The sequence below is a fragment of the Qipengyuania atrilutea genome (genome assembly GCF_013370205.1).
Lineage (GTDB): Bacteria > Pseudomonadota > Alphaproteobacteria > Sphingomonadales > Sphingomonadaceae > Actirhodobacter > Actirhodobacter atriluteus.
The window spans coordinates 930,582-952,565 of record NZ_JABWGV010000001.1 but is presented as its reverse complement, the minus strand read 5'-3'; the positions used below and the strand labels follow the sequence as shown (position 1 = coordinate 952,565).

The 21,984-nt window shown below is 61.9% G+C and carries 23 protein-coding genes and 1 tRNA gene; 19 read left to right on the top strand and 5 right to left on the bottom strand.

Features of this window, described 5'->3' with window-relative positions; translation table 11 throughout:
* Positions 1-230: 230 nt before the first annotated feature.
* Complete coding sequence (gene rpsB / locus HUV48_RS04675; RefSeq protein WP_176266558.1) at positions 231-983, top strand: 30S ribosomal protein S2; 753 nt, start codon at positions 231-233, stop codon at positions 981-983.
* 120 nt (positions 984-1,103) lie between these two features.
* Positions 1,104-2,030 carry a translation elongation factor Ts gene (gene tsf, locus HUV48_RS04670; protein WP_176266557.1) on the top strand — a complete coding sequence of 309 codons (927 nt, stop codon included), beginning with the start codon at positions 1,104-1,106 and terminating at the stop codon, positions 2,028-2,030.
* 103 nt (positions 2,031-2,133) lie between these two features.
* Here tsf and HUV48_RS04665 read toward each other — a convergent pair whose 3' ends face one another.
* Positions 2,134-2,658 (bottom strand): ester cyclase, encoded by a 525-nt coding sequence (locus HUV48_RS04665; RefSeq protein WP_176266556.1) that lies wholly within the window; start codon positions 2,656-2,658, stop codon positions 2,134-2,136.
* Between the two features lie 336 nt (positions 2,659-2,994).
* On the opposite strand from HUV48_RS04665, the gene pyrH reads away from it, so the two are divergent.
* The 11 genes from pyrH to rpmE all read left to right on the top strand — a co-directional run bounded on the left by pyrH (position 2,995) and on the right by rpmE (position 12,958).
* The gene (gene pyrH, locus HUV48_RS04660) at positions 2,995-3,717 is read left to right on the top strand and encodes a UMP kinase (RefSeq protein WP_176266555.1); all 723 of its coding nucleotides are present in this window, start codon (positions 2,995-2,997) and stop codon (positions 3,715-3,717) included.
* A 22-nt stretch (positions 3,718-3,739) separates the two neighbouring features.
* Complete coding sequence (gene frr, locus HUV48_RS04655; protein WP_176266554.1) at positions 3,740-4,297, top strand: ribosome recycling factor; 558 nt, start codon at positions 3,740-3,742, stop codon at positions 4,295-4,297.
* 25 nt (positions 4,298-4,322) lie between these two features.
* Positions 4,323-5,006: a polyprenyl diphosphate synthase gene (gene uppS, locus HUV48_RS04650; RefSeq protein ID WP_176266553.1), complete on the top strand. Its 684-nt coding sequence runs from the start codon at positions 4,323-4,325 to the stop codon at positions 5,004-5,006.
* Entirely contained in the window at positions 4,993-5,739 is a 747-nt protein-coding gene (locus tag HUV48_RS04645; RefSeq protein ID WP_176266552.1) for a phosphatidate cytidylyltransferase, read from the top strand. The genes uppS and HUV48_RS04645 overlap by 14 nt, the downstream gene beginning before the upstream one ends.
* A complete protein-coding gene (locus HUV48_RS04640; protein ID WP_176266551.1) occupies positions 5,736-6,902 on the top strand; it encodes a 1-deoxy-D-xylulose-5-phosphate reductoisomerase in 1,167 nt (388 codons plus the stop codon). The genes HUV48_RS04645 and HUV48_RS04640 overlap by 4 nt, the downstream gene beginning before the upstream one ends.
* Positions 6,895-8,010 (top strand): RIP metalloprotease RseP, encoded by a 1,116-nt coding sequence (rseP, locus tag HUV48_RS04635; RefSeq protein ID WP_225871509.1) that lies wholly within the window; start codon positions 6,895-6,897, stop codon positions 8,008-8,010. The genes HUV48_RS04640 and rseP overlap by 8 nt, the downstream gene beginning before the upstream one ends.
* Positions 8,011-8,214: 204 nt before the next feature.
* Positions 8,215-10,866 carry an outer membrane protein assembly factor BamA gene (gene bamA / locus HUV48_RS04630; protein ID WP_176266550.1) on the top strand — a complete coding sequence of 884 codons (2,652 nt, stop codon included), beginning with the start codon at positions 8,215-8,217 and terminating at the stop codon, positions 10,864-10,866.
* The gene (locus HUV48_RS04625; protein WP_176266549.1) at positions 10,866-11,558 is read left to right on the top strand and encodes an OmpH family outer membrane protein; all 693 of its coding nucleotides are present in this window, start codon (positions 10,866-10,868) and stop codon (positions 11,556-11,558) included. The genes bamA and HUV48_RS04625 overlap by 1 nt, the downstream gene beginning before the upstream one ends.
* 21 nt (positions 11,559-11,579) lie before the next feature.
* On the top strand, positions 11,580-12,053 hold the full coding sequence (gene fabZ / locus HUV48_RS04620) for a 3-hydroxyacyl-ACP dehydratase FabZ (RefSeq protein ID WP_176266548.1): 474 nt from the start codon (positions 11,580-11,582) through the stop codon (positions 12,051-12,053).
* Positions 12,053-12,625: a hypothetical protein gene (locus HUV48_RS04615; protein ID WP_176266547.1), complete on the top strand. Its 573-nt coding sequence runs from the start codon at positions 12,053-12,055 to the stop codon at positions 12,623-12,625. Before fabZ ends, HUV48_RS04615 begins: the two co-directional genes overlap by 1 nt.
* A 108-nt stretch (positions 12,626-12,733) precedes the next feature.
* Positions 12,734-12,958 carry a 50S ribosomal protein L31 gene (rpmE, locus tag HUV48_RS04610; RefSeq protein WP_176266546.1) on the top strand — a complete coding sequence of 75 codons (225 nt, stop codon included), beginning with the start codon at positions 12,734-12,736 and terminating at the stop codon, positions 12,956-12,958.
* A gap of 164 nt (positions 12,959-13,122) precedes the next feature.
* Here rpmE and HUV48_RS04605 read toward each other — a convergent pair whose 3' ends face one another.
* The 3 genes from HUV48_RS04605 to rnd form a co-directional block, all read right to left on the bottom strand.
* Positions 13,123-13,707, bottom strand: a complete 585-nt coding sequence (locus tag HUV48_RS04605; protein ID WP_176266545.1) for a PEPxxWA-CTERM sorting domain-containing protein — start codon at positions 13,705-13,707, stop codon at positions 13,123-13,125.
* A 133-nt stretch (positions 13,708-13,840) separates the two neighbouring features.
* Positions 13,841-14,737, bottom strand: a complete 897-nt coding sequence (locus HUV48_RS04600) for a LysR substrate-binding domain-containing protein (protein ID WP_176266544.1) — start codon at positions 14,735-14,737, stop codon at positions 13,841-13,843.
* A gap of 6 nt (positions 14,738-14,743) precedes the next feature.
* Positions 14,744-15,961 (bottom strand): ribonuclease D, encoded by a 1,218-nt coding sequence (gene rnd, locus HUV48_RS04595; RefSeq protein ID WP_176266543.1) that lies wholly within the window; start codon positions 15,959-15,961, stop codon positions 14,744-14,746.
* Between the two features lie 169 nt (positions 15,962-16,130).
* Between rnd and aspS the strand changes: the two genes are divergently transcribed.
* Complete coding sequence (aspS, locus tag HUV48_RS04590) at positions 16,131-17,993, top strand: aspartate--tRNA ligase (RefSeq protein WP_176266542.1); 1,863 nt, start codon at positions 16,131-16,133, stop codon at positions 17,991-17,993.
* A 60-nt stretch (positions 17,994-18,053) separates the two neighbouring features.
* Here aspS and HUV48_RS04585 read toward each other — a convergent pair whose 3' ends face one another.
* On the bottom strand, positions 18,054-18,485 hold the full coding sequence (locus tag HUV48_RS04585) for a ferritin-like domain-containing protein (protein ID WP_176266541.1): 432 nt from the start codon (positions 18,483-18,485) through the stop codon (positions 18,054-18,056).
* 163 nt (positions 18,486-18,648) lie between these two features.
* Between HUV48_RS04585 and HUV48_RS04580 the strand changes: the two genes are divergently transcribed.
* From HUV48_RS04580 to HUV48_RS04560, 5 genes are all read left to right on the top strand, one after another.
* Positions 18,649-18,885, top strand: coding sequence for an acyl carrier protein (locus HUV48_RS04580; protein ID WP_095011754.1), 237 nt, complete (start codon positions 18,649-18,651; stop codon positions 18,883-18,885).
* A 96-nt stretch (positions 18,886-18,981) separates the two neighbouring features.
* Positions 18,982-20,241, top strand: a complete 1,260-nt coding sequence (gene fabF, locus HUV48_RS04575) for a beta-ketoacyl-ACP synthase II (protein WP_176266540.1) — start codon at positions 18,982-18,984, stop codon at positions 20,239-20,241.
* A 22-nt stretch (positions 20,242-20,263) separates the two neighbouring features.
* A complete protein-coding gene (gene mltG, locus HUV48_RS04570) occupies positions 20,264-21,232 on the top strand; it encodes an endolytic transglycosylase MltG (RefSeq protein WP_176266539.1) in 969 nt (322 codons plus the stop codon).
* Positions 21,199-21,765, top strand: coding sequence for a 2'-5' RNA ligase family protein (locus tag HUV48_RS04565; protein WP_318656041.1), 567 nt, complete (start codon positions 21,199-21,201; stop codon positions 21,763-21,765). Before mltG ends, HUV48_RS04565 begins: the two co-directional genes overlap by 34 nt.
* 127 nt (positions 21,766-21,892) lie before the next feature.
* Positions 21,893-21,969 (top strand) — tRNA-Met (locus HUV48_RS04560).
* Positions 21,970-21,984: the final 15 nt, after the last annotated feature.

Here is a 21,984-nt window from a genome sequence, read left to right as displayed (position 1 = left end):
GATTCGTTTCAGCTTGGTGCGCCTCTGTTGTTTACGGCGTCGCTGCCGACAGACCTGAAATCGGTACTGGATTTTCCCGCGGAAGCGCGCTAGGCGCCGCACCGTCCGCGGACCGGAACGGCGATTCCCGCCCCCTTCGCAAGCGGTCAAATCCACATGGAAGGCATCACATACCGGTGCCCCGACGGGGTTCCAGTCTTCCAGAGGCATAACCGGAAAGGAATTTACCTATGGCGGCTCCTACCGTCACGATGCAGCAATTGATCGAAGCCGGATCGCATTTCGGCCATCAGACCCACCGCTGGAACCCGCGCATGAAGCCGTACATCTTCGGCTCGCGCAACGGCATCCACATCATCGACCTTTCACAGACCGTTCCGCTGATGGCGCGTGCGCTCGACTTCATCGAGCAGACCGTGCGTTCGGGCGGCAAAGTGCTGTTCGTCGGCACGAAGCGCCAGGCGCAGGACCCGATCGCCGAAGCGGCACGGGCTTCCGGCCAGCACTTCGTCAACCACCGTTGGCTGGGCGGCATGCTCACCAACTGGAAGACGATCTCGCAGTCGATCAAGCGACTGAAGACCCTCGAAGAGCAGCTTTCGGGCGAGACCTCGGGCCTCACCAAGAAGGAAGTCCTTCAGCTGACGCGCGAGCGCGACAAGCTCGAACTGTCGCTCGGCGGCATCCGCGACATGGGCGGCATTCCCGACGTGATGTTCGTGATCGACGCCAACAAGGAAGACCTCGCGATCAAGGAAGCCGGCGTGCTCGGCATCCCGGTGGTCGCAGTGCTCGACACCAACACCGATCCTTCGGGCATCGCGTTCCCGATCCCCGGTAACGACGATGCCAGCCGCGCCGTGCGCCTCTACTGCGACGCGGTTGCCGCGGCTGCACGTTCGGGCAAGGGCGGGAATGCTGCCGACAGCGAAGGCGATGCAGGTGCGATGGAAAATCCGCCGGCGGAAGCCGCTACCGCCTGACCTGTTGCAGGGCCGCCGTGCCTTTCGGCGTGCGGCCTTGCCACGAGTTTGTAATTCAGCACCGGATGGCCATTTAGCGTTCCATCCGGTGCAACACATTTAACCCAAGAGGACGAACAGATGGCTGCCTATACCGCCGCTGATGTAAAGGCCCTGCGCGAAAAGACCGGCGCGGGCATGATGGATTGCAAGAAGGCACTCGCCGAATCGAACGGCGACATCGAAGCTGCCGTGGACGCGCTGCGTGCAAAAGGCCTCGCCGCTGCGCAGAAGAAGTCGAGCCGTACTGCAGCCGAAGGGCTGGTCGGCGTCGCGGTCGAGGGCGGCAAGGGCGTCGCCGTCGAGGTTAACTCCGAAACCGATTTCGTCGCGAAGAACGACCAGTTCCAGGACTTCGTGCGCAAGACGACCGAAGTCGCTGCCAAGCAGGGCGCGGACGATATCGAAGCGCTGAAGTCCGCGAGCTATCCCGACGGCGGAACCGTCGGCGACAAGCTCACCGACAATGTCGCGACCATCGGCGAGAACCAGCAGATCCGCCGCATGAAGACCGTCTCGGTCGATAACGGCGTGGTCGTGCCTTACATGCACAATGCCGTTGCTCCGAACCTCGGCAAGATCGGCGTGCTCGTCGCGCTTGAGAGCAAGGCTGACACCGAAGTGCTCGAAGGCCTTGGCAAGAGCCTCGCCATGCACATCGCCGCGGCTTTCCCGCAGGCGCTGAACGCAGAAGGCCTTGATCCCGACGTGATCGAGCGCGAGCGCGCAATCGCGAAGGAAAAGGCTGCCGAAAGCGGCAAGCCCGAGAACGTGCAGGAAAAGATGGTCGACGGCGCGATCGCCAAGTTCGCCAAGGAAAACGCACTGCTCTCGCAGCTGTTCGTGATGGACAACAAGACGCCGATCGCGGACGTCGTCGCGAAGGCGGGCAAGGACGCCGGGCACGAGATCGTGCTGAAGGACTACGTCCGCTTCCAGCTCGGCGAAGGCATCGAGAAGAAGCAGGAAGACTTCGCCGCAGAAGTCGCCGCAACGCGCGGCAGCTAAGCCTGGGCGCCATTGCTGGCAGAATTATGCGGCCACCGGAGTTAACGCTCCGGTGGCCGTATTCGTTCGGTCTCCGGCGCACTTCTGGACCGGAGATACTGAACTACTTGGAAGGTCCATTTCCGCGGCCGCGTGGCTGCGGGAGATCCACATCGTGGCGGTGATTCCAGATTTCGACGATCTTGCCATCTTCGTTAAACCTGAAGACGTTGATGATGGGCACCCGTTCGACACTGGTCATTCCCATGCGCTGGCCGTTTTCGTTTGGGCTTAGGGAAATGAACCATCTGGTCGCGACCTTATCACCCTCTGCGATTTGATAGTCGATTTCGCCGCGCAGTTCTCCGAAACTGTGAAACAGATCGGCGATTTCCTTTTGCGCGATCGCTTTTTCGGTGACATTTTTCCGGTCGCCGACGTCGTGCACAACGTATTCCGGAGCAACGTATTCGCTGAAAGCGTCGGTGTTGTTCGAGAACCAGAGATCTTCGTAGAATTCCGCAGCGAGACGCTTGTTGCGCTCGGTGTGATTATTCGCTGCTGGCGTATCAGATTGCTGTCCGAGCGCAGGTGAACTCACCGGCGCCGCGAGAACTGCAATGGCGAAGGCAGATAGAAGAAAACGCATAATCAATTCTCCTCGCGACCCACCAAGCATTCTACCGAAATTGCGGAAGCAGGGCAAATTGCCGCCGGAGGGCATGGTTCATCCAATTGCAAACCGAATTAACTGTCCTACTTCAAAGTTGCAGAGCTAAAGGGCGGAGCGCTCTTTCTCACCGTTCGTCCCTCGAAATAACGCTCGGCAGCTCTTCGCTTTTTCTCACCCTTGCACCGTGTTCCATGTGTTCCATCCTGTTGGACTTGCTCAGGCCGGCAGACACGCACTTGGCACGTGCAGGCGGAGGCTCTAAGGCCGGGCGCGTAACGCCTTCACGCCGCCAGCAAAAAGAACCCCGCTTCCATGACTCTTCCCCCGATGAAACGCATCCTGCTCAAACTGTCGGGCGAGGTGCTGATGGGCGAGCAGGAATACGGCATCGACCCCGCCTATGTGACGCGGCTCGCCGAAGAGGTGAAGGCTGCGAAGGAAACCGGCCTCGAAATGTGCCTCGTCATCGGCGGCGGCAACATCTTCCGCGGGATCAGCGCGGCTTCGCGCGGGCTCGACCGAACGACCGGCGACTACATGGGTATGCTCGCGACTGTGATGAACGCACTCGCGATGCAGAACGCGCTGGAACAACTTGGTGTCGAAACGCGCGTGCAGTCGGCGATCCCGATGGCGAGCGTGTGCGAGCCCTACATCCGTCGCCGGGCGGAGCGGCACTTGCAGAAGGGCCGCATCGTGATCTTCGCCGCCGGCACCGGCAATCCGTTCTTCACGACCGATACCGGCGCGGCGCTGCGCGCGGCGGAAATGAACTGCGACGCGCTGATGAAGGGAACAAGCGTGGACGGCGTATACGACCGCGATCCGAAGCTCTTCCCCGAAGCAAAGCGTTTCGATACAATATCCTATGGCAAGGTGCTGTCCGACAATCTCAAGGTGATGGACGCCACGGCAGTTGCGCTCGCGCGCGAGAATGCGATACCGATCGTCGTGTTCTCGATCCGGGAGAAGGGCAATGTCGCCCGGGTGCTGGCCGGTGAAGGCGTGCAGACGATCGTGCAGGCACAAGACTGATTTTTCGTGAGGAGAGGCCGACATGGCTAAATTCGACAAGGCCGATATCGATCGGCGCATGAACGGAGCGGTTGAATCGCTCAAAAGCGATCTCGCCGGCCTGAGGACGGGGCGCGCCAATACCAGCCTGCTCGATCCGGTGCATGTCGAGGTGTACGGCGCGATGATGCCGCTGAACCAGGTTGCGACCGTGTCCGCTCCCGAACCCCGGATGCTGAGCGTCCAGGTATGGGACAAGGCGAACGTCAACGCGGTCGAGAAGGGCATCGCCAAGGCGAACCTTGGCCTCAATCCGATGCAGGACGGGCAGACGATCCGCCTGCCGCTGCCCGACCTCACCGAGGAGCGCCGCAAGGAACTCGCCAAGCTGGCCGGCGAATACGGCGAAAAGGCGAAGATCGCGATCCGCAACGTGCGCCGCGACGGCATGGAAGCGCTGAAGGAAGACGAGAAGAAGAAGGAAATCTCGGAAGACGAGCGCAAGCGCATGGAAGACGACGTGCAGAAGATGACCGACAAGCACGTCGCCGACACCGACAGCGTGGTCGAGAAGAAGGTGCAGGAAATCCTCACCCAGTAATGGGCGGTTTTCGGGCTTCTTTCTCATGACCGATGCGACGCCCCGCGCCCGCCATGTGGCGATCATCATGGACGGCAACGGGCGCTGGGCGAAGCAGCATCACCTGCCGCGGGTCATGGGTCACCGGAAAGGCGTGGAGGCGGTGCGCGCGCTGGTCCGCGCAGTCCAGCCGATGGGTATCGAGTGCCTGACGCTCTACGCCTTTTCCAGCGAGAACTGGAAACGCCCGGAAGGCGAGATCGACGACCTCATGAACCTCATGCGCCGGTTCATCAAATCCGACTTGCCCGAGTTCGTCGCAAACGACGTACGCCTCAAGATCATCGGCGATTACAAGGCGCTGGCGCCCGATATCGTGGAAATGCTCGAGGATGCGCTGGCGCAGACTGCGAAGGGCACCCGGACCCTCGCGGTCGCTCTTAACTACGGCGGGCAGCAGGAGATTGCCCGCGCCGCGACCAAAGCGGCGGAGCATGGCGCCATTACCGACGAAAGCATTGCCGCGCATCTCGATACGGCGGACCTGCCGCCGCTCGATCTGCTCATCCGCACCAGCGGCGAGGTACGGCTTTCCAACTTCCTGCTGTGGCAGTGCGCCTATGCGGAGATGATGTTCGTCGATACGCTCTGGCCCGATTTTACGCCCGAGCATCTCGCGGGCCTGCTCGAGGAATTCTCCGGTAGGGAGCGGCGTTATGGCGGGCGCTGAGCGGACCGATACACCGCTGCGCAAACGGGACCGCTTCAGGGCGGGGGCGGTGCGCTATGTTCGGCTACCGCTCAAGCTCCGCACCTCCGACTTGCCGAGGCGGGCCGCTTCCGCAGCGGTGATGCTTGCAATTGCCGGGGCAGCGCTATGGCTCGGCGGCGTGTACTTCGACGCCTTCGCGGCGCTGATCGCACTTGCGTGCTTCGGCGAGTTCGCGAGGCTCGTATGGCGCGCGCAGAGGAACGCGGTGCTGCGGATTGCAGGCTGGCTGGCGGGCGCGGCCTACATCGCCGCCGCGGCAACGGCGCTCATCATATTGCCGATCCCTGTCGTTCTGGGCCTCGTTGCAGTCGTCATCGCGACCGATACCGGAGCCTATTTCAGCGGCCGGACCATCGGCGGGCCCAAGATCGCCCCGCGGATCAGCCCGTCCAAGACCTGGGCCGGGCTCGGCGGCGGCGCGCTATGCGCAGGCCTCGTCGCCTTCGCCTTCTTTTACAGCAATGTGGGCGAGCGGGCGTTCTCAACCATGGGGCTGGGCGCGCTGTTCATCGGAGCGGTCCTCGCGGTCGTCGCGCAGGCAGGCGACTTCTTCGAAAGCTGGCTGAAGCGGCGGGCGAACATGAAGGATTCGTCCAATCTCATTCCGGGGCACGGCGGCATCTTCGACCGCGTGGACGGCTTGTTGCCGGTCGCAATCGCCGGTTCGCTGCTGTGGTGGGTGCACCCGTGACGCGGTCGATCTCCATTCTCGGCGCGACCGGATCGGTCGGGCTCCAGACGCTCGATCTGATCCGCCGCAACCGCGCGGAATGGCGGGTCGAAGCACTGACCGCCAACTGCTCCGTCAAGGAACTTGCCGCATTGGTACGCGAATTCGGTGCGGCAATTGCCGTGGTCGGGGACGAAAGCTGCCATGCCGAACTGCGGCAGGAACTTGGCGGAACCGGTATCGCAACCGCGGCCGGACGCAGCGCGCTGATCGAAGCGGCGCAGCGCCCGGTTGACATGACGATTGCAGCGATCGTGGGCTGTGCGGGGCTCGCTCCGGTCATGGCAGCGATCGAGCGGGGCGGCACGGTCGCGCTCGCCAACAAGGAAGCGCTGGTTTCGGCGGGCGACGTGATGACTGCCGCCGTAGAGCGGCATGGCGCGACGCTCCTTCCGGTCGATTCGGAGCACAATGCGATCTTCCAGTGCCTTGCCGGCAATGCCATCGAGGACGTGCGCACGATCACGCTCACGGCGAGTGGGGGACCGCTCCGGACCTGGTCGGCCGAGCGGCTTGAGGTGGCTACGCCCGCAGAAGCGGTCGCGCATCCCAACTGGGACATGGGCGCGAAGATCAGCGTCGATTCCGCCACGATGATGAACAAGGGGCTGGAGTTCATCGAGGCGCATTACCTCTTCCCGGTCGGGCTCGACGCGCTCAAAATCGTGGTTCACCCGCAAAGCGTCATCCATTCCATGGTCGAGTACCGCGACGGCTCCACGCTGGCACAGCTCGGCCCGCCCGATATGCGCGTGCCGATCGCGTCCTGCCTCGCCTATCCGCGGCGGATGGACACGCCCTGTTCGCCGCTCGACCTCGCCGCAATCGGCGAGCTTACTTTCGAAGCACCGGACGAGGCGCGCTTTCCGGCCACCCGGCTGGCGCGGGAAGCGCTTCAGGCAGGCGGGATCGCCCCGGCGGCGCTCAATGCCGCGAACGAAGTGGCGGTGGCGGCCTTCCTCGGCGGTAAGATTGCGTTCACCAAGATAGCGGTAGTGGTGGAAGACGTTCTGGCGGCAGGAAATCTGTCGCATCAAGCAAAATCGCTCGAAGAGGTGCTCGCTGCGGACGAAGCGGCGCGCTCCCTCGCCGGGCAGATGGTGGGAAAGCACGCTATTGGCTGAACAAATTCCAGTCTGGATGTGGATTGCCGGCTTCCTTGCCGTGCTCGGGCCTTTGGTGACGCTGCACGAGCTCGGCCATTATCTGGTCGGGCGCATGTTCGGGGTTAAGGCGGAAGCATTCTCGATCGGCTTCGGCAAGGAACTGACCGGCTGGACGGACAGCCGGGGGACGCGCTGGAAGATCTCGGCTCTGCCGCTTGGCGGCTATGTCCAGTTTAAGGGCGACATGGACCCGGCCAGCATTCCCGATCGTAAGGCGCTCGACGCGATGCCGGAAGAGGAGCGCGACGGCAGCTTTCACCACGCGAAGCTGTGGCAACGCGCGCTGATCGTATTCGCAGGTCCGGCAACGAACATTCTGATCGCGGTTGCGATCTTCGCCGCTTTCTTCGCACTGCTCGGCAAGCCGATGGCAGAGCCGGTGGTGACGGGCTTCTCGGAAAACTCGGTCGCCGAGGCAGCAGGGGTCGAGGTGGGTGATCGCATCGTGGCTGTCGACGGCAATCCGGTCGACGACTTCATGCAGGTCCGGGACGCAGTGGCGCTTTATCCGGGCAAGGCGATGGACGTGGTGGTCGAGCGCGACGGGGCGCGCCAGACCGTTCCGCTCGTGACCGAGGATTATCTCTTCACCGACCGCTACGGCAATGAAGGGCGGATCGGCCTGCTTGGCGTGATGGGCGACCAGGTCGGCTACGAGAAGGTCGGGGCCGTCGCCGCCGTCGGGCTCGCTGCAGAAGCGAACGTCCGGCTCGTCGGCTCCATGATCGAGGGACTGCGGCAGATCATCTTCGGCGAACGCTCCGTTCAGGAGCTTGGCGGACCGCTCAAGATAGCCAAGTTCTCGGGCGAGAGATTGTCCGAGGGATGGCTGTCTTTCATCGAGTTTTCGGCGCTTATCTCAATTAACTTGGCATTCATTAACCTCCTGCCAATTCCGGCGCTCGATGGCGGGCACCTCGCCTTCTATGCTGCCGAAGCCGTCCGCCGCAAACCGGTGGGGCCGAGGGGCACGGAAATCGCTTATCGCACCGGCATCGCGCTGGTCGTGGCGTTGATGGTGTTCGTGACGATCAACGACGTGATTTCGTTACCGATATTCGGATAGCGGACCGCGCCTGACACGGGCCGCGACGAGGAGGTTGAACGCAAATTTGTGCATCGCACGCGCGCCGAGGTTGATTGCGCGTGTGCATCGCCTAAAGCACGGCGCGAAATCGCCTGCCGTGCAAAGCGGGGGCAAGGTGACGAAGCGGCAGATCAGGGGGCCGGCTTAGTCGATTGAACGGGCAGGACGGGAAATTCCTAACCTATGAACGGAAAACTTATGGCCGCTGATGGTGCGACGAAAACCGCGGCGAAATACGCCGCTGCATTGCTGTGCGGCTCCGCGCTTGCGGGCGTTCCTGCCGCCGCGTTCGCGCAGGACGCCGCCCCGGCCGCGGCGCAGACTGGGACGCCTGCACAGGTAACTGCTCAGCCGGCCCCGCAGCAAGTTGCTCCTCAGAACGAGATCATCCGCTCGATCCGGGTCGAGGGTGCGCAGCGGCTCGAACCGCAAACGATCCTCTCCTATATCAGCCTGAGGGTTGGTCAGCCCTATTCCGCCGCTGCCGCCGACCAGGCGCTGAAGGAACTTTCGGCGACGGAACTGTTCTCCAGCTTCGCCATCCGCAACGAGGGCGGAAACGTAGTGGTCGACGTAACCGAGAACCCGGTTATCAACCGGATCGTTCTCGAAGGGAACGAGCGCCTCAAGAACGACAAGATCCTGCCCGAGATCAAGCTCGCGCCGCGCCAGATCTTCACGCGCTCGAAAGTGCGGGCCGACGTTGCCCGGATCATCGAGCTCTACAAGCGGCAGGGCCGCTTTGCCGCCTCGGTCGAGCCGAAGATGGTGCAGTTGTCTCAGAACCGCGTCGACATCGTGTTCGAGATCGAGGAGGGGCCGAAGTCGAAGGTCCGCCAGATTAACATCATCGGCAACGAGGCTTTCTCCGACGGCGAACTGCGCGGCGAGATGCTGACGAAGCAGGCTCGTCTAACCAGCTTCTTCAGTTCCAACACCAGCTACGATCCCGACCGGCTCGCGTTTGACCAGCAGAAGCTGCGCCAGTTCTACCTGACCGAAGGCTACGCCGACTTCCGCGTCGTTTCCGCGGTGGCCGAACTGACCCCCGACCGGCGCGATTTCATCATTACCTATGTGGTCGAAGAGGGCGAGCGCTACAAATTCGGCGACGTCGAAGTTGAAAGCCAACTGCGCGACTTCGATAGCGAGGCGATGACGAACCGCCTCGGGATCCAGAGCGGCGACTGGTACAATGCCAAGCTGGTCGAGGACACGGTTGAAGGCCTGACCGAAACGGCGGGCGCATTCGGTTACGCATTCGCAGACGTGCGGCCAGAGTTCGAGCGCAACAAGGAAGCGCTCACGATGGACGTGACATTTCAGCTGCGCGAGGCGCCGCGTGTTTATGTCGAGCGGATCGACGTCAACGGCAACACGCTGACGCAGGACAAGGTCATTCGCCGCGAATTCCGCCTTGCGGAAGGCGATGCGTTCAATTCGCTCGCCGTGGCGCGCTCGACGGCGCGTATCAACTCGCTCGGCTATTTCCAGGAAGGCTTCGAGATCACGCAGGTCGAGGGCAGCCAGCCCGACCGGATCGTGCTCGAGGCGAACGTGCAGGAAGAGCCGACCGGTGAATTGCAGTTGTCGGCCGGCTTCAGCTCGATCGAGAACTTCATCCTCGCCGGTTCGATCAGGCAGCGCAACTTCCGCGGGCGCGGCCAGACCATCGGATTGAACCTCAATTATTCTCGCGTGTCGCGTTCTGCTCAGATCAGCTTTACCGAACCCTATCTGTTCGACCGCAATATCTCTGCCGGGATCGACATTTTCCGCAAAGATTTCGACAACGACTATTTCAACCGGAACGCCGCGACCTTCGAGCAGAGCAGCACCGGTATTTCCGCACGGCTTGGCGTTCCGCTTACGGAGTACATCTCGCTCGTCGGCAGCTACCGCTTCCAGATCGAGGACGTCACGATCAGCGAGCAGCAGTATTTCGCCGATTTCGACAATGACGGGATCGCGACCTGCGAGCCGCTGCTTGCCAGCCGCTATCTGTGCGAGGCCATCGGCGAGCGCACAAGCTCCATCCTCGGCGCAACGCTTGCCTACAATACACTCGATAGCCGCCTGCGGCCGACACGCGGCCGCTCGCTGCAAATCTCGACTGAGTTTGCCGGTCTGGGCGGATCGGTCGACTACCTGCGCATACGCGGCAACGCTTCGCAGTTCTGGAACGTCGGCAGCGGGTTCATCTTCTCACTCAGCGCCGAAGGCGGTGCGATCCGCAGTCTCAACAACGATCCGGTGCGGCTGACCGATCGGTTCTTCCTTGGCGAAGGGCAGATCCGCGGATTCGACATCCGGGGCGTCGGCCCGCGCATCGTTCGACAGTTTTACGATGAAGACGGCGAGATCATCGACATCATACCCGACGCGCGCAACAACCGCCGGGCGAATGATGCGATCGGGGGCACGGCATATTATCTCGGCCGCGCCGAACTCGAAATTCCGCTTGGCAGCGGCGCGCGCGAACTCGGTTTGCGCCCGTCGATCTTCGCGGATATCGGTGCGCTCTACAATGCTCCGAATCCGTCGCTTCTGACGATCCCGCCGCCCAACCCGTCGCTCTTCCGCGACAATATTACCGGGCTGCGGACGCTTTCGCCGACCGATGCCGAGGGTGCGGCCAATCAGCCGGCAGGGGACCTAACGGCATTCCGCGAAGTCTATCTCGGCGATACGCCATCCCCGCGTATTGCGGTCGGTATCGGCGTGAACTGGAACTCGCCCTTCGGTCCGTTCAGGATCGATTTTGCTCAGATCATCAAGAAAGAGCGCGGCGACGACACCAAGACATTCTCCTTCAACGTAGGAACACAGTTCTAATGAAAAATCTCATTTCTTCTTTCGCTCTGGCTTCGCTGGTTCTCGGTTCTGGCGCGGTGTTCGCTGCCGCACCGGCAGCTGCGCAGGTCAACGGCATCGCGACGAGCACCCCTGAAGTCGTGTTCGTTCGCTCGCAGGCCCGTAACAACGCCTACCAGCAGATCCAGCAGACCTACGCCTCGCAGATCCAGCAGATCAATACGGCCCGGCAGGAGCTGGCGCGATTGCAGCAGAGCCTCGATACGAACAACGACGGCCAGCTGACGAACGCAGAAGCGCAAGCCAATCCTTCGGTTGTCCAGCAGCTGCAACAGAAGGAACAGCAGATCAATACGCTCGCGCAGCCGGTGGTCTTGGCGCAGTATTACGCGATCGAGCAGCTCGTGAACGACTACGCCAATGTTCGTAACCAGGTGGTGCAGAACAAGAATATCTCGCTCATGCTGACGCCCGATGCCGTTCAGTATGCTCCGGAGAGCGCCGACGTTACCGACGATCTCGTGACCCTGCTCGACCAGCGCGTGCCGACCGTCAGCACGACGCCGCCCGCCAACTGGCAGCCGCGCCGCGAAACGGTCGCGCTCCACCAAGCCGTTGGCCAGATCGTAGGCGCTGTCGTGCAGCAACAGGCAGCACAGGCCGCCGCTCAGCAGCAGGCGGCACCGGCAACACAGCAGCCGCAGGGCCGGTAAAGGACACGAAAGGGGCAGGGCATGAGCGAAGCGGACGATAGCACCTCCATCGGCGCGATGAATGTCGCCGGTATCCTCAAGGCCCTGCCTCATCGTTACCCGATTCTGCTGGTGGACCGGGTGGCCAGCCTCGTCACGGACGAGCGCATTCATGCGGTGAAGGCCGTCAGCTTTAACGAGGACTTCTTTCAGGGCCATTTCCCCGGAAGGCCGATCATGCCCGGTGTGCTTCAGATCGAGGCGCTGGCGCAGGCTGCGGGGATACTCGCGGTCGAAACGCTGGACCTCGCCGGGTCGGGCAAGCTTGTCTATTTCATGGCGATCGAGAACGCGAAATTCCGCGCTCCGGTCGAGCCGGGCTGTCTGCTCGATCTGAAAGCCGAGTTCGTCCAAAAACGCGCACGCGTTTGCAAGTTCCGCGGCGAAGCGAGCGTCGAGGGCAAGATCACCTGCCAGGTCGAGTTTACTGCAATGATCGCTGACGCGCCCGAGTAATGCGCACGGTCGTAGTTCTCGCGGCCGCCGTCCTGCTGACGATGGCGCAGCCTGCCTATGCGCAGGACGTCTCCGTTGCCGACAATGCGGAAATGTCCGCTATGTTCGAAGCCGACCAGGCTGCGCGCAAGGGCGACAACATTGATTGGCAAACCGTAATGCGAGAAGACGTCGCGCGTTTGAAGCGTACGCGCGAATTGCTTGACGCCGACGCGCTTAATACCGCCGATGATTATTACAACGCGGCCTTCATCTTCCAGCATGGCGACGAAGCGGAGGACTACCTTCTTTCGCATGTGCTAGCCGTTCGGTCTCTCGCGCTCGGCAAGGAAGAAGCGGAATGGATCGCCGCCGCTTCGCTTGACCGCTATCTTCAATCGATTGCGCGCGGACAGATATTCGGCACGCAGCGGTCGATGTCGGTCACAAAACCAGCGAACCAAGGCCGCTACGACCGCGATTTTCTCACCGACAAGCTACGCGTGGAATCTGGCGTAGAACCTCTTTCCGAGCAGCAGGCTAAGCTCGCGGAAATGGAAGAGAACCGTCCTGCCGAATGGAAGCTTCCCTGAAGCCGTGGATGGTAGGTTGCCAACAGGGGCGGGGCAGGGTAAGCGCCCGCTTTCTCCGCGGACAGCAGGGCCGGTCGGAACCGGTCCGAAGCTAAAAGGATATATGACATGAAGGCCGATGGGCACCCCGACTACCACACCATCACCGTCAAGATGACGGATGGTACCGAGTTTCAGACGCGCTCCACCTGGGGCAGCGAAGGCGACACCCTGTCGCTCGAAATCGATCCGACGAGCCACCCGGCATGGACGGGCGGCAAGCAGCAGATTCAGGAAGGCGGCCGCGTCGCAGCCTTCAACAAGCGCTTCGGCGGGCTCAGCCTCAAGAAGTAAGCCTGTTTACCAGTTCGGCTGCATGGCCGGGAGGAAGGCGGTCCGACGGGGCCGCCTTTTTCGTTGATGCCTTCCGTTGGCGGGTCCGCTCGGCGATGGAGCAGATACGAAAAAGCCGCCGACCCGTGCAGGGACCGGCGGCTATCGTTTCGCGCGAGTAAGGGTCAGGCGTAGCTGAATGTGACGTTCGCCTGCTTGCGGCGGCGCATTGCCATGCCGGTTGCCGCAAAACCGAGCAGCATCATCGCCCAGGTCGCAGGTTCGGGCACAGCGCCGTTGACCGTCCCGACCGATCCGACGATCTGGTTACCGGTTTGCGGAATACCGCCTCCAAAAGTGCGGACAGTGATACTAACCCGGTTCGAACCGCCACCGCAAAGGCCTCCGGCAAAACAGATGAAGTTGCGACCGCTGGCTGGAATGGGGTTCTGGAACAGCGCGAACGCATCCGGATTGCTGAAATTGAAACGCAGGCTGTCGAGCGTTGCGATGAACCCGGCACCCCCAAAAAGGGTTTCCGCGTTGTCTTCGGTTATCGTGAACGTATCGAAGCCGTCGTCCAGATTGAACGTGAACGCGGTGATATTGCCCGCATCGAGGACGCCGATCGTACCATCGGTCGAGATACTTCCCGTGGCGCTGAGCCCGTTGCCCGAAAGATCGATAATGTAATCGATCGCGGCTGCCGGTGCGGCGAGGGACAACGCGCCCGCGGCGATAGCTAGTCTGGATAGATTGCTCAGTTTCATAACGAAGCTCCTTCTCGGCACGACCCGGTTGCTGACTGCTGCGTTGTAACGAAGGCTTGCCGCATGAACAAAGATATTAACGTCATGTTTAGATTTTACCCCGTTCCAGACCGGGACGGTTTTTCACGAAACCTTAACCGGCGCGCAGTTCCTCGGCGAGTAGCTCGAAATCTGCCTCGCGCGGTGAGTTCTTACGCCATATGAGCGCGATTTCCCGGCTGGCGTTCGCGGCTTTCAGGGGGCGGGCGGAGACGGTCGTACCATCGAGAATGCCGGCCTCGATCGCCATTTCCGGTACGATCGTCAGTCCAAGATCATTATCGACCATTTGCACGAGCGTGTGGAGACTGGTTCCGATCATCGTGGCCGCATCGCGCAGTTCGGGCCGGTTGCAGGCGGCGAGCGTGTGTTCCTTCAGGCAGTGGCCGTCCTCAAGCATAAGCAGGCGCCCCTCGTCGATCATCGCGGGCGTCATCACTTCGGGCGGATCGCGCGGATCGTCTTTCGGGAAAGCGACGAACAGGCGGTCGTCGGAGATATGCGCACTCGCAACGTCGCCGGTGTCGTACGGTAATGCCAGCAGCACGCAGTCGACGCGCCCGTGATGCAGAGATTCGATCGCGTCCTGGCTGGTTTCCTCGAGTAGGAAGAGTTCGAGATCGCTCCGCTCGCGCCGGAGCCTCGGAAGCATCTTGGGAAGCATGAAAGGCGCGATCGTGGGGATCACGCTCATACGAAGCTTTCCGGCAAGCGGCTTGCCAGAAGCCTGCACCAGTTCGGAAAGTTCTTCCGTTTCGCGCAGGATGCGGTGCGCCTTCTCCACCACCTGGTTACCGAGTGCCGTGAACCGGACGACCCGCCGGCTGCGTTCGACAAGTGTCACCCCAAGCAGCGATTCGAGCTCGCGAATGCCGCTCGACAGGGTGGACTGCGACACGAAGCTCGCCGTCGCCGCTCGACCGAAATGGCCATGTTCGTGCAGCGCAACAAGATATTGCAGTTGCTTGATCGTGGGCATGTAGGTGGACATGAGGCTTTATTCTTCTTCGCTGCTGGCCTGCGCGAAAGTCCCGCCGAGCTGCCCGTGCAGATCGTCGATATGCGTCATGATGAGGCGGCCGTCCTTCACACCGAATGCGAGTTTGCCTTCGACGATCTGAAGCGCGTCCTTGCCGAACACCTCGTAACGCCAGCCTTTCAGCAGTGGCAGATCGCGCATGCCGGCGGCCAGTGCCTCCATCTCGTCCGAACGCGCCAGAAGCCGCGAGGCCACGTCGATCTCGCGGCTGCGTATCTTGAGCAGAAGCTTGAGCAAGTCCGCTACCAGCGCGCCTTCCTTACCGAGCGGCGCCCCGCGCTTGTTCTTCGGCGGCATCTCGGACTTCGGCAGCGCTTCCGCCTCTTCCACGACGTTCATCAGCCGTTTGCCGATGTCGTTGCTTTTCCAGCTTGCAGAGAGGCCGCGAACCTTCGCCAGGTCGGCCTGCTTCTTCGGCGGATGCGCGGCGATGTCGGCGAGCGTTTCGTCACGCACGATCCGGCCGCGGGGGATGTTCTTGTGCTTCGCCTCGTCCTCCCGCCAGGCGGCAAGGGCTTTAAGCCGGCCGAGCACCGCCGGGTTGCGGCCTTGCGCCTTGATTCGCCGCCACGCCAGCTCTGGATCGTTCTCGTAATTCGCAGGGTCGGCGAGCTTTTCCATCTCCGCGTCGAGCCAGACGCCGCGATCAGTCTTCATCAGGCGCGTGAGTATTTTTGGGAATATCTTGGCAAGATGCGTCACGTCGCCGATCGCGTATTCGATCTGCCGGTCGGTCAGCGGTCGGCGGCTCCAATCGGTGAAGCGCGCACCCTTGTCGACCGTGATGCCGAGCCAGCTCTCGACGAGGTTGGCGTAGCCGATCTGCTCCGACTGGCTGATGGCCATCATGGCGATCTGCGTATCGAAGATCGGCTGCGGGGTCTTGCCGGTCAGATTGTGGACGATCTCGACGTCCTGGCCGCCTGCATGAAAGATCTTCAGGACGTTGTGGTTGTCGGTCAGCAGCGACAGCAACGGGGAAAGGTCGATGCCGTCCGCCAGCGGGTCGATCGCGGCGGCTTCGTTCGCATCGGCGATCTGCACGAGGCAAAGCTGCGGCCAGTAGGTATTTTCCCGCATGAATTCGGTATCGACGCACACGAAGTCGGCTTCGGAAAGGCGATCGCACAGTTCGGTGAGAGCGCTGGTCGTCGTGATCAGATCGTGAATTTTCATAGCCGCCGTTTTCTCATGTGGGCGGAGTGCCGCCCTCGGAAGCTTCGCGCACGTCCGTCCGGCTTGACAAACATGCGTGCTTCCCCTGTTAGCCCGCCCATCCTAGAAGTGCGCGGGCGCGTCAAGCTACGCTCGGCCCGCCGCCCCCGGAATACGGAAATTTTCGCTCATGCATGCTTATCGTACCCACACCTGCGCCGCCCTTTCGAAAGACGATGTCGGCGAAACCGTTCGCCTGTCGGGCTGGGTCCACAACAAGCGCGATCACGGCGGCGTTCTGTTCGTCGATCTGCGCGATCATTACGGCATCACGCAGATCGTAGCCGATAGCGACAGCGAGGCGCTGGCCATGCTGGAGAAAATCCGGCTGGAATCGGTCGTCACCATCGACGGCGCGGTAAAGGCGCGCGCTTCCGAAGCGGTGAACCCCAACCTGCCGACCGGCGAGATCGAAGTCTTCGCACGGAAGGTCGACGTGCAGAGCCGCGCGGAAGACCTGCCGCTGATCGTCAATTCGGCAGAAGACTATCCCGAAGACATCCGCCTCAAGTACCGCTTCGTCGACCTGCGGCGCGAGCGGGTCCATGCTAACATCATGCTGCGCAACAAGGTCATCCAGAGCCTGCGCCGCCGCATGACCGATCAGGGCTTTTCGGAATTCCAGACGCCGATCCTCGGTGCTTCCAGCCCAGAAGGTGCGCGCGACTATCTCGTTCCGAGCCGCCTGCACGCAGGGCGGTTCTACGCGCTTCCGCAGGCACCGCAGATGTTCAAGCAGCTACTGATGGTGGCCGGGTTCGATCGCTATTTCCAGATTGCCCCGTGCTTCCGTGACGAGGACCTGCGCGCCGACCGCAGCCCGGAGTTTTACCAGCTCGATTTCGAGATGAGCTTCGTCACGCAGGAAGACGTGTTCCAGGCGATCGAACCGGTGCTGGCCGGCGTGTTCGCGGAGTTCTCGAACGGCAAGAGCGTGACCCCCGCAGGCGAGTTTCCGCGCATTCCCTATGCCGAAGCGATGCTGAAATACGGCAGCGACAAGCCCGACCTGCGCAATCCACTCGAAATCAGCGACGTCACTTCGCATTTCGAGAAATCGGGTTTCGGCCTGTTCGAGAAGATCGTGGGCGGGGGCGGGCGCGTCCGTGTAATCCCGGCACCGAACACGCATGAAAAGAGCCGCAAGTTCTTCGACGACATGAACGACTGGGCGCGCCGCGAAGGCTTCGCTGGTCTCGGCTACGTTACCTGCAAGGGCGGAGAATTCGGCGGTCCGATCGCGAAGAACCACGGCACAGAGGGCATGGAAAAGCTCTACGGCGAGCTCGGCCTTGGTGAGAACGACGGACTGTTCTTCGCTGCCGGCAAGGAAAAGGAAGCGGTCAAGCTAGCAGGAGCGGCGCGTACCCGCGTTGCCGAAGAACTGGGACTGATCGAAGAGAATTGCTTCAAGTTCTGCTGGATCGTCGATTTTCCGATGTTCGAGTACGACGAAGACCTCAAGAAGATCGACTTCAGCCACAACCCCTTCTCTATGCCGCAGGGCGAGATGGAAGCGCTGGAAACGCAGGACCCGCTCGACATCAAGGCATGGCAGTACGACATCGTTTGCAACGGCTATGAATTGTCTTCGGGCGCAATCCGTAACCACCGGCCGGACATCATGTACAAGGCGTTCGCCGTTGCCGGTTATTCCAAGGAGGAGGTCGACGCGAACTTCTCGGGCATGATCGAGGCTTTCAAGCTGGGCGCGCCGCCGCACGGCGGCTCCGCTCCCGGTATCGACCGGATCGTCATGCTGCTGGCCGACGAGCCGAACATCCGCGAGGTAATCGCATTCCCGATGAACCAGCGAGCGCAGGATCTGATGATGGGCGCTCCCAGCATCGTCTCGGCAAAGCAGCTACGCGAACTCGATATTCAGCTTTCGCCCGCTGCGCGCGAAGCGGTCGAAAGTGCGCGAAGCGGGGAGGGGACTGACATGAACTCGAATGCAACCGACCGCGACGAAAGTCCGGACAGCGGCGAGTAAGACATAAAGAAAGGCGCGGAATCGATGTCCGCGCCCTTCTAAATTGAGACTGTCTGAGCGTCAGTCCATCTGGCGTTCGATCATGTCGCCGAACCGCTCTCCCTGACAGATTTCGTCGTAGCATCGCTGGACGACCTGTCGCTCGTCCGCGTGAAGATCGTCGCCTTCGAGCGCGCTTTCGAACTTGCCCTTGATGTAGTCCTCACCTTCTTCGACACGCTCGGCTGCGGATTCGTCGTCGTCTTCGAACAGGCTCGTGATGCCGGCCCACATCTGGTGCACTTCGCCGGTCACTGTGCCCTTCGTCACCAGTTCATCGCCTTGGCGTTCGAGCTCAGCGTTCATCTGTTCCAAGGTCCGCTCGCGCTGCTGAAGCCGCTGGCCGAACGCCTGTTTAAGCTGGGGGCTGTCGGCTTTGTCGATCGCCTGACGGTAGCCTTCCACTGAATCGAAAGTGGTATCGGTCAAACTCTTGAAAACAGTACTGCTCATATAGGAGGTCCTCTTCCTGCGTGGTATTATGAAGTGAACGAGCGAGGAAGAACTTCGGTCCGCATGAAGCGTATGAATGCCTTCGCCCAACGGGCTTGCACTGCGTGCCTGCGTTCATTAGGGCGAAAGACAACAGTGTAACTCCCAATCGAGAGGGAAAGTAATGAGCGATACCGCTGACCGCGTGCAGAAAATTGTTGTCGAGCATCTCGGCGTCGAAAGTGACAAGGTCACGCAGGAAGCCAGCTTCATCGACGATCTCGGCGCTGACAGCCTCGACATCGTCGAACTCGTGATGGCTTTCGAAGAAGAATTCGGTGTGGAAATCCCGGACGATGCTGCCGAGAAGATCACCACCGTGGGCGACGCCACGAAATATATCGAAGAGCACAAGGGCTAACGCCCCGCGCTCTCTTGCCCCGCGTTTAATCGCGGGATCTGACAGGCCCGCCCCGGTAATGGGCCGGGCCTGTTGTCTTATTACGCGGAGAAATCAATGCGTCGTGTGGTCGTAACTGGTCTTGGCCTCGTCACCCCCCTGGGCGGTGACGTCGAGACGAGCTGGTCTAATCTGATTGCCGGGAAGAGCGGGGCCGGACCGATCACTCGGTTCGATGCGAGCAACCAGAAGGCGCAGATTGCCTGCGAAGTGAAGCCCAAGGATCATGAATGGGGTTTCGATGCGGACCAGCGCGTCGATTCCAAGATTCAGCGGCAGGTGGATCCCTTCATCGTCTACGGGCTCGATGCGGCCGGTCAGGCGCTGGAAGATGCTGGCCTTACCGAAATGGATCAGGCCATGAAGGAACGCGCGGGCGTCTCCATCGGCGCAGGCATTGGCGGGCTTCCCGGGATAGAACAGGAATCGGTCAATCTGCACGAACGCGGTCCCGGCCGCGTCAGCCCGCATTTCGTCCATGGCCGCATCATCAATTTGATCAGCGGACAGGTTTCGATCCGATATGGCCTGATGGGTCCGAACCACGCGGTCGTCACGGCCTGCTCGACGGGTGCGCATTCGATCGGCGATGCCGCCCGCATGATCCGCGACGACGATGCCGACATCATGCTGGCAGGGGGCGCGGAATCGACCGTCAACCCGCTCGGCATTGCGGGTTTCGCGCAGGCGAGAGCGCTCAACACGAGCATGAACGACCGGCCGGAAGAAGCCAGCCGTCCTTACGACAAGGGCCGCGACGGCTTCGTCATGGGCGAGGGCGCAGGGGTGATGGTGCTTGAGGAGTACGAACACGCGAAAGCACGCGGGGCGAAGATCTACGCCGAAGTGGTGGGCTACGGCTTGTCGGGCGATGCTTATCACGTCACAGCTCCGCATCCGGAAGGGCGCGGCGCAGAGCTTGCCATGCGCATGGCGCTCAAAAAAGCGGGGATGGAGCCGGGCGATATCGACTACATCAATGCTCACGGCACCTCGACCATGGCCGACACGATCGAGCTTGCTGCGGCGAAGCGCGTTTTCGGCGACGACCTCGGCGGCGCATCGATGAGCAGCACGAAGTCCGCGATCGGCCATCTGCTCGGCGGAGCGGGCGCAGTCGAGAGCATCTTCTGCATTCTCGCGCTGCGCGACCAGATCGTGCCGCCTACGCTCAACCTCGACGATCCCGACGAGGGCACGGAAGGCGTCGATCTTGTCCCGCACGAGGCGAAGAAGCGCAACGTGGAGGCTGTTCTCAACAACTCCTTCGGTTTCGGCGGGACCAACGCCAGCCTGATCTTGGCCAAAGTCGATTGACTAACATTCCGGGTTCGCGCGCGTGAAGAAACTCGGCTGTTTCGTCGTAGCCCTGATCGGCCTCGCTCTTGCGATCGGCGGGGGCGCGATACTGTTCCCGTGGTATGGCGGGGGCAGCGTGGTCGAGGACCAAGCGTTTGTCGTCCCATCGGGCTCCAGCCTGACCTCGGTCGCCGGCAAGCTTGAAGAGGAAGGTCTGATTTCCTCGGCCAGCGGCTTCCTGTTCCGTGCCAAGCTGCTAGGCGGCGCGGAGCCGATCAAGGCGGGCGAATTCATGATCCCGGCCGGTGCGAGCCCGGCGAACATTCTCGAAACCTTTCAGACGGGCGACGTCATTCGCCGTGCCGTGACCATTCCCGAGGGCATGCCATCGGTGCTCGTGCAGGAAGCCCTCATGGCAGAACCGCTGCTGACGGGCGAAGTCGCGGTTCCGGAAGAAGGGTCCGTCCTGCCCGAAACCTACGATTTCGAGCGCGGGGAGAGCCGGGCCGCGGTGCTGGCCCGGATGCAAGCTGCCATGGACGAAGCGCTTGCCGAACTGTGGGAACAACGTTCGCCCAACACGGTCGTGAATTCACCTGAAGAAGCGATCATCCTCGCTTCGATCGTGGAGAAGGAAACGGCGCAGGCAGACGAGCGGCCGATGATTGCCGGGGTGCTGTCGAACCGCGTCCGGACCGGAATGATGCTTGGTGCCGACGCGACGACGATCTATCCGATCACCAGGGGCCGTCCGTTGGGTCGGATGATCCGCCGCTCGGAACTGCGTGATCCCAACCCGTACAACACCCGCGCCATCGCTGGCTTGCCGGTAGGCCCAATCACCAATCCGGGCCGCGAAAGTATTGCGGCGGTGCTCTCTCCGGCCGAAACCGAAGCGCTCTATTACGTTGCCGACGGGAGCGGGGGACACGTATTTTCGCGTACACTGCAGGAGCATAACGAGAATGTCGCCAAGTGGCGCGCGTACCGCCGGGAGAAGGGCATCTGAACCTTGCGCAGGATAGCGACGCGGCATCGGACGCGCCGTTGATCCTGACGGCGCGCCTGCCGCGCGACCTGCATGCATGGGCGACCCGGCTGCGCGATGCGCACTTTCCGCCCGAACGCAATCACCTAGAAGCGCATGTGACGCTTTTTCATGCCCTGCCGCCGTCGTGTCGCTCTGAACTATGCGATCTGCTTGCCGCGATCGTGCGCGAGAACGCCCCAGTGCAGGGTCAAATCGAGGGCATCATGAGTTTGGGCCGCGGAACCGCGATCAAGCTGTCCAGTCCCGGAATGCTCGATTTGCGCGGCCGCATCGCAGACCGCTTTCACGGGATGCTGATGCCGCAGGACGAGCACACTCCGCGCCTCCACGTGACGGTGCAGAACAAGGTCGCACCGCAAGAGGCCAAGGCGCTTCAGGCGGAGCTCGCGCCGCAGGTCGAGCCGCGCGCATTCTCATTCGCCGGTTTCGCCCTTTACCGATACCTCGGCGGGCCTTGGGGCTTCATACGCGACTGGTCCTTTCGCGGATGAAATATCCGTAAAATGCCTAGTTGACCATGCGCCGGTGCCGCCCTAGATGCGCGGCCTTGCCGGGCGCGAATTGACCGCGTAGCCCGGCGCTTCTGTCGGCGGCGCAGACTGCGCAGCACGCGATCGGGGCGGAGTAGCTCAGGTGGTTAGAGCAGTGGAATCATAATCCACGTGTCGGGGGTTCGAGTCCCTCCTCCGCTACCAACCCGCGCCTAGCCG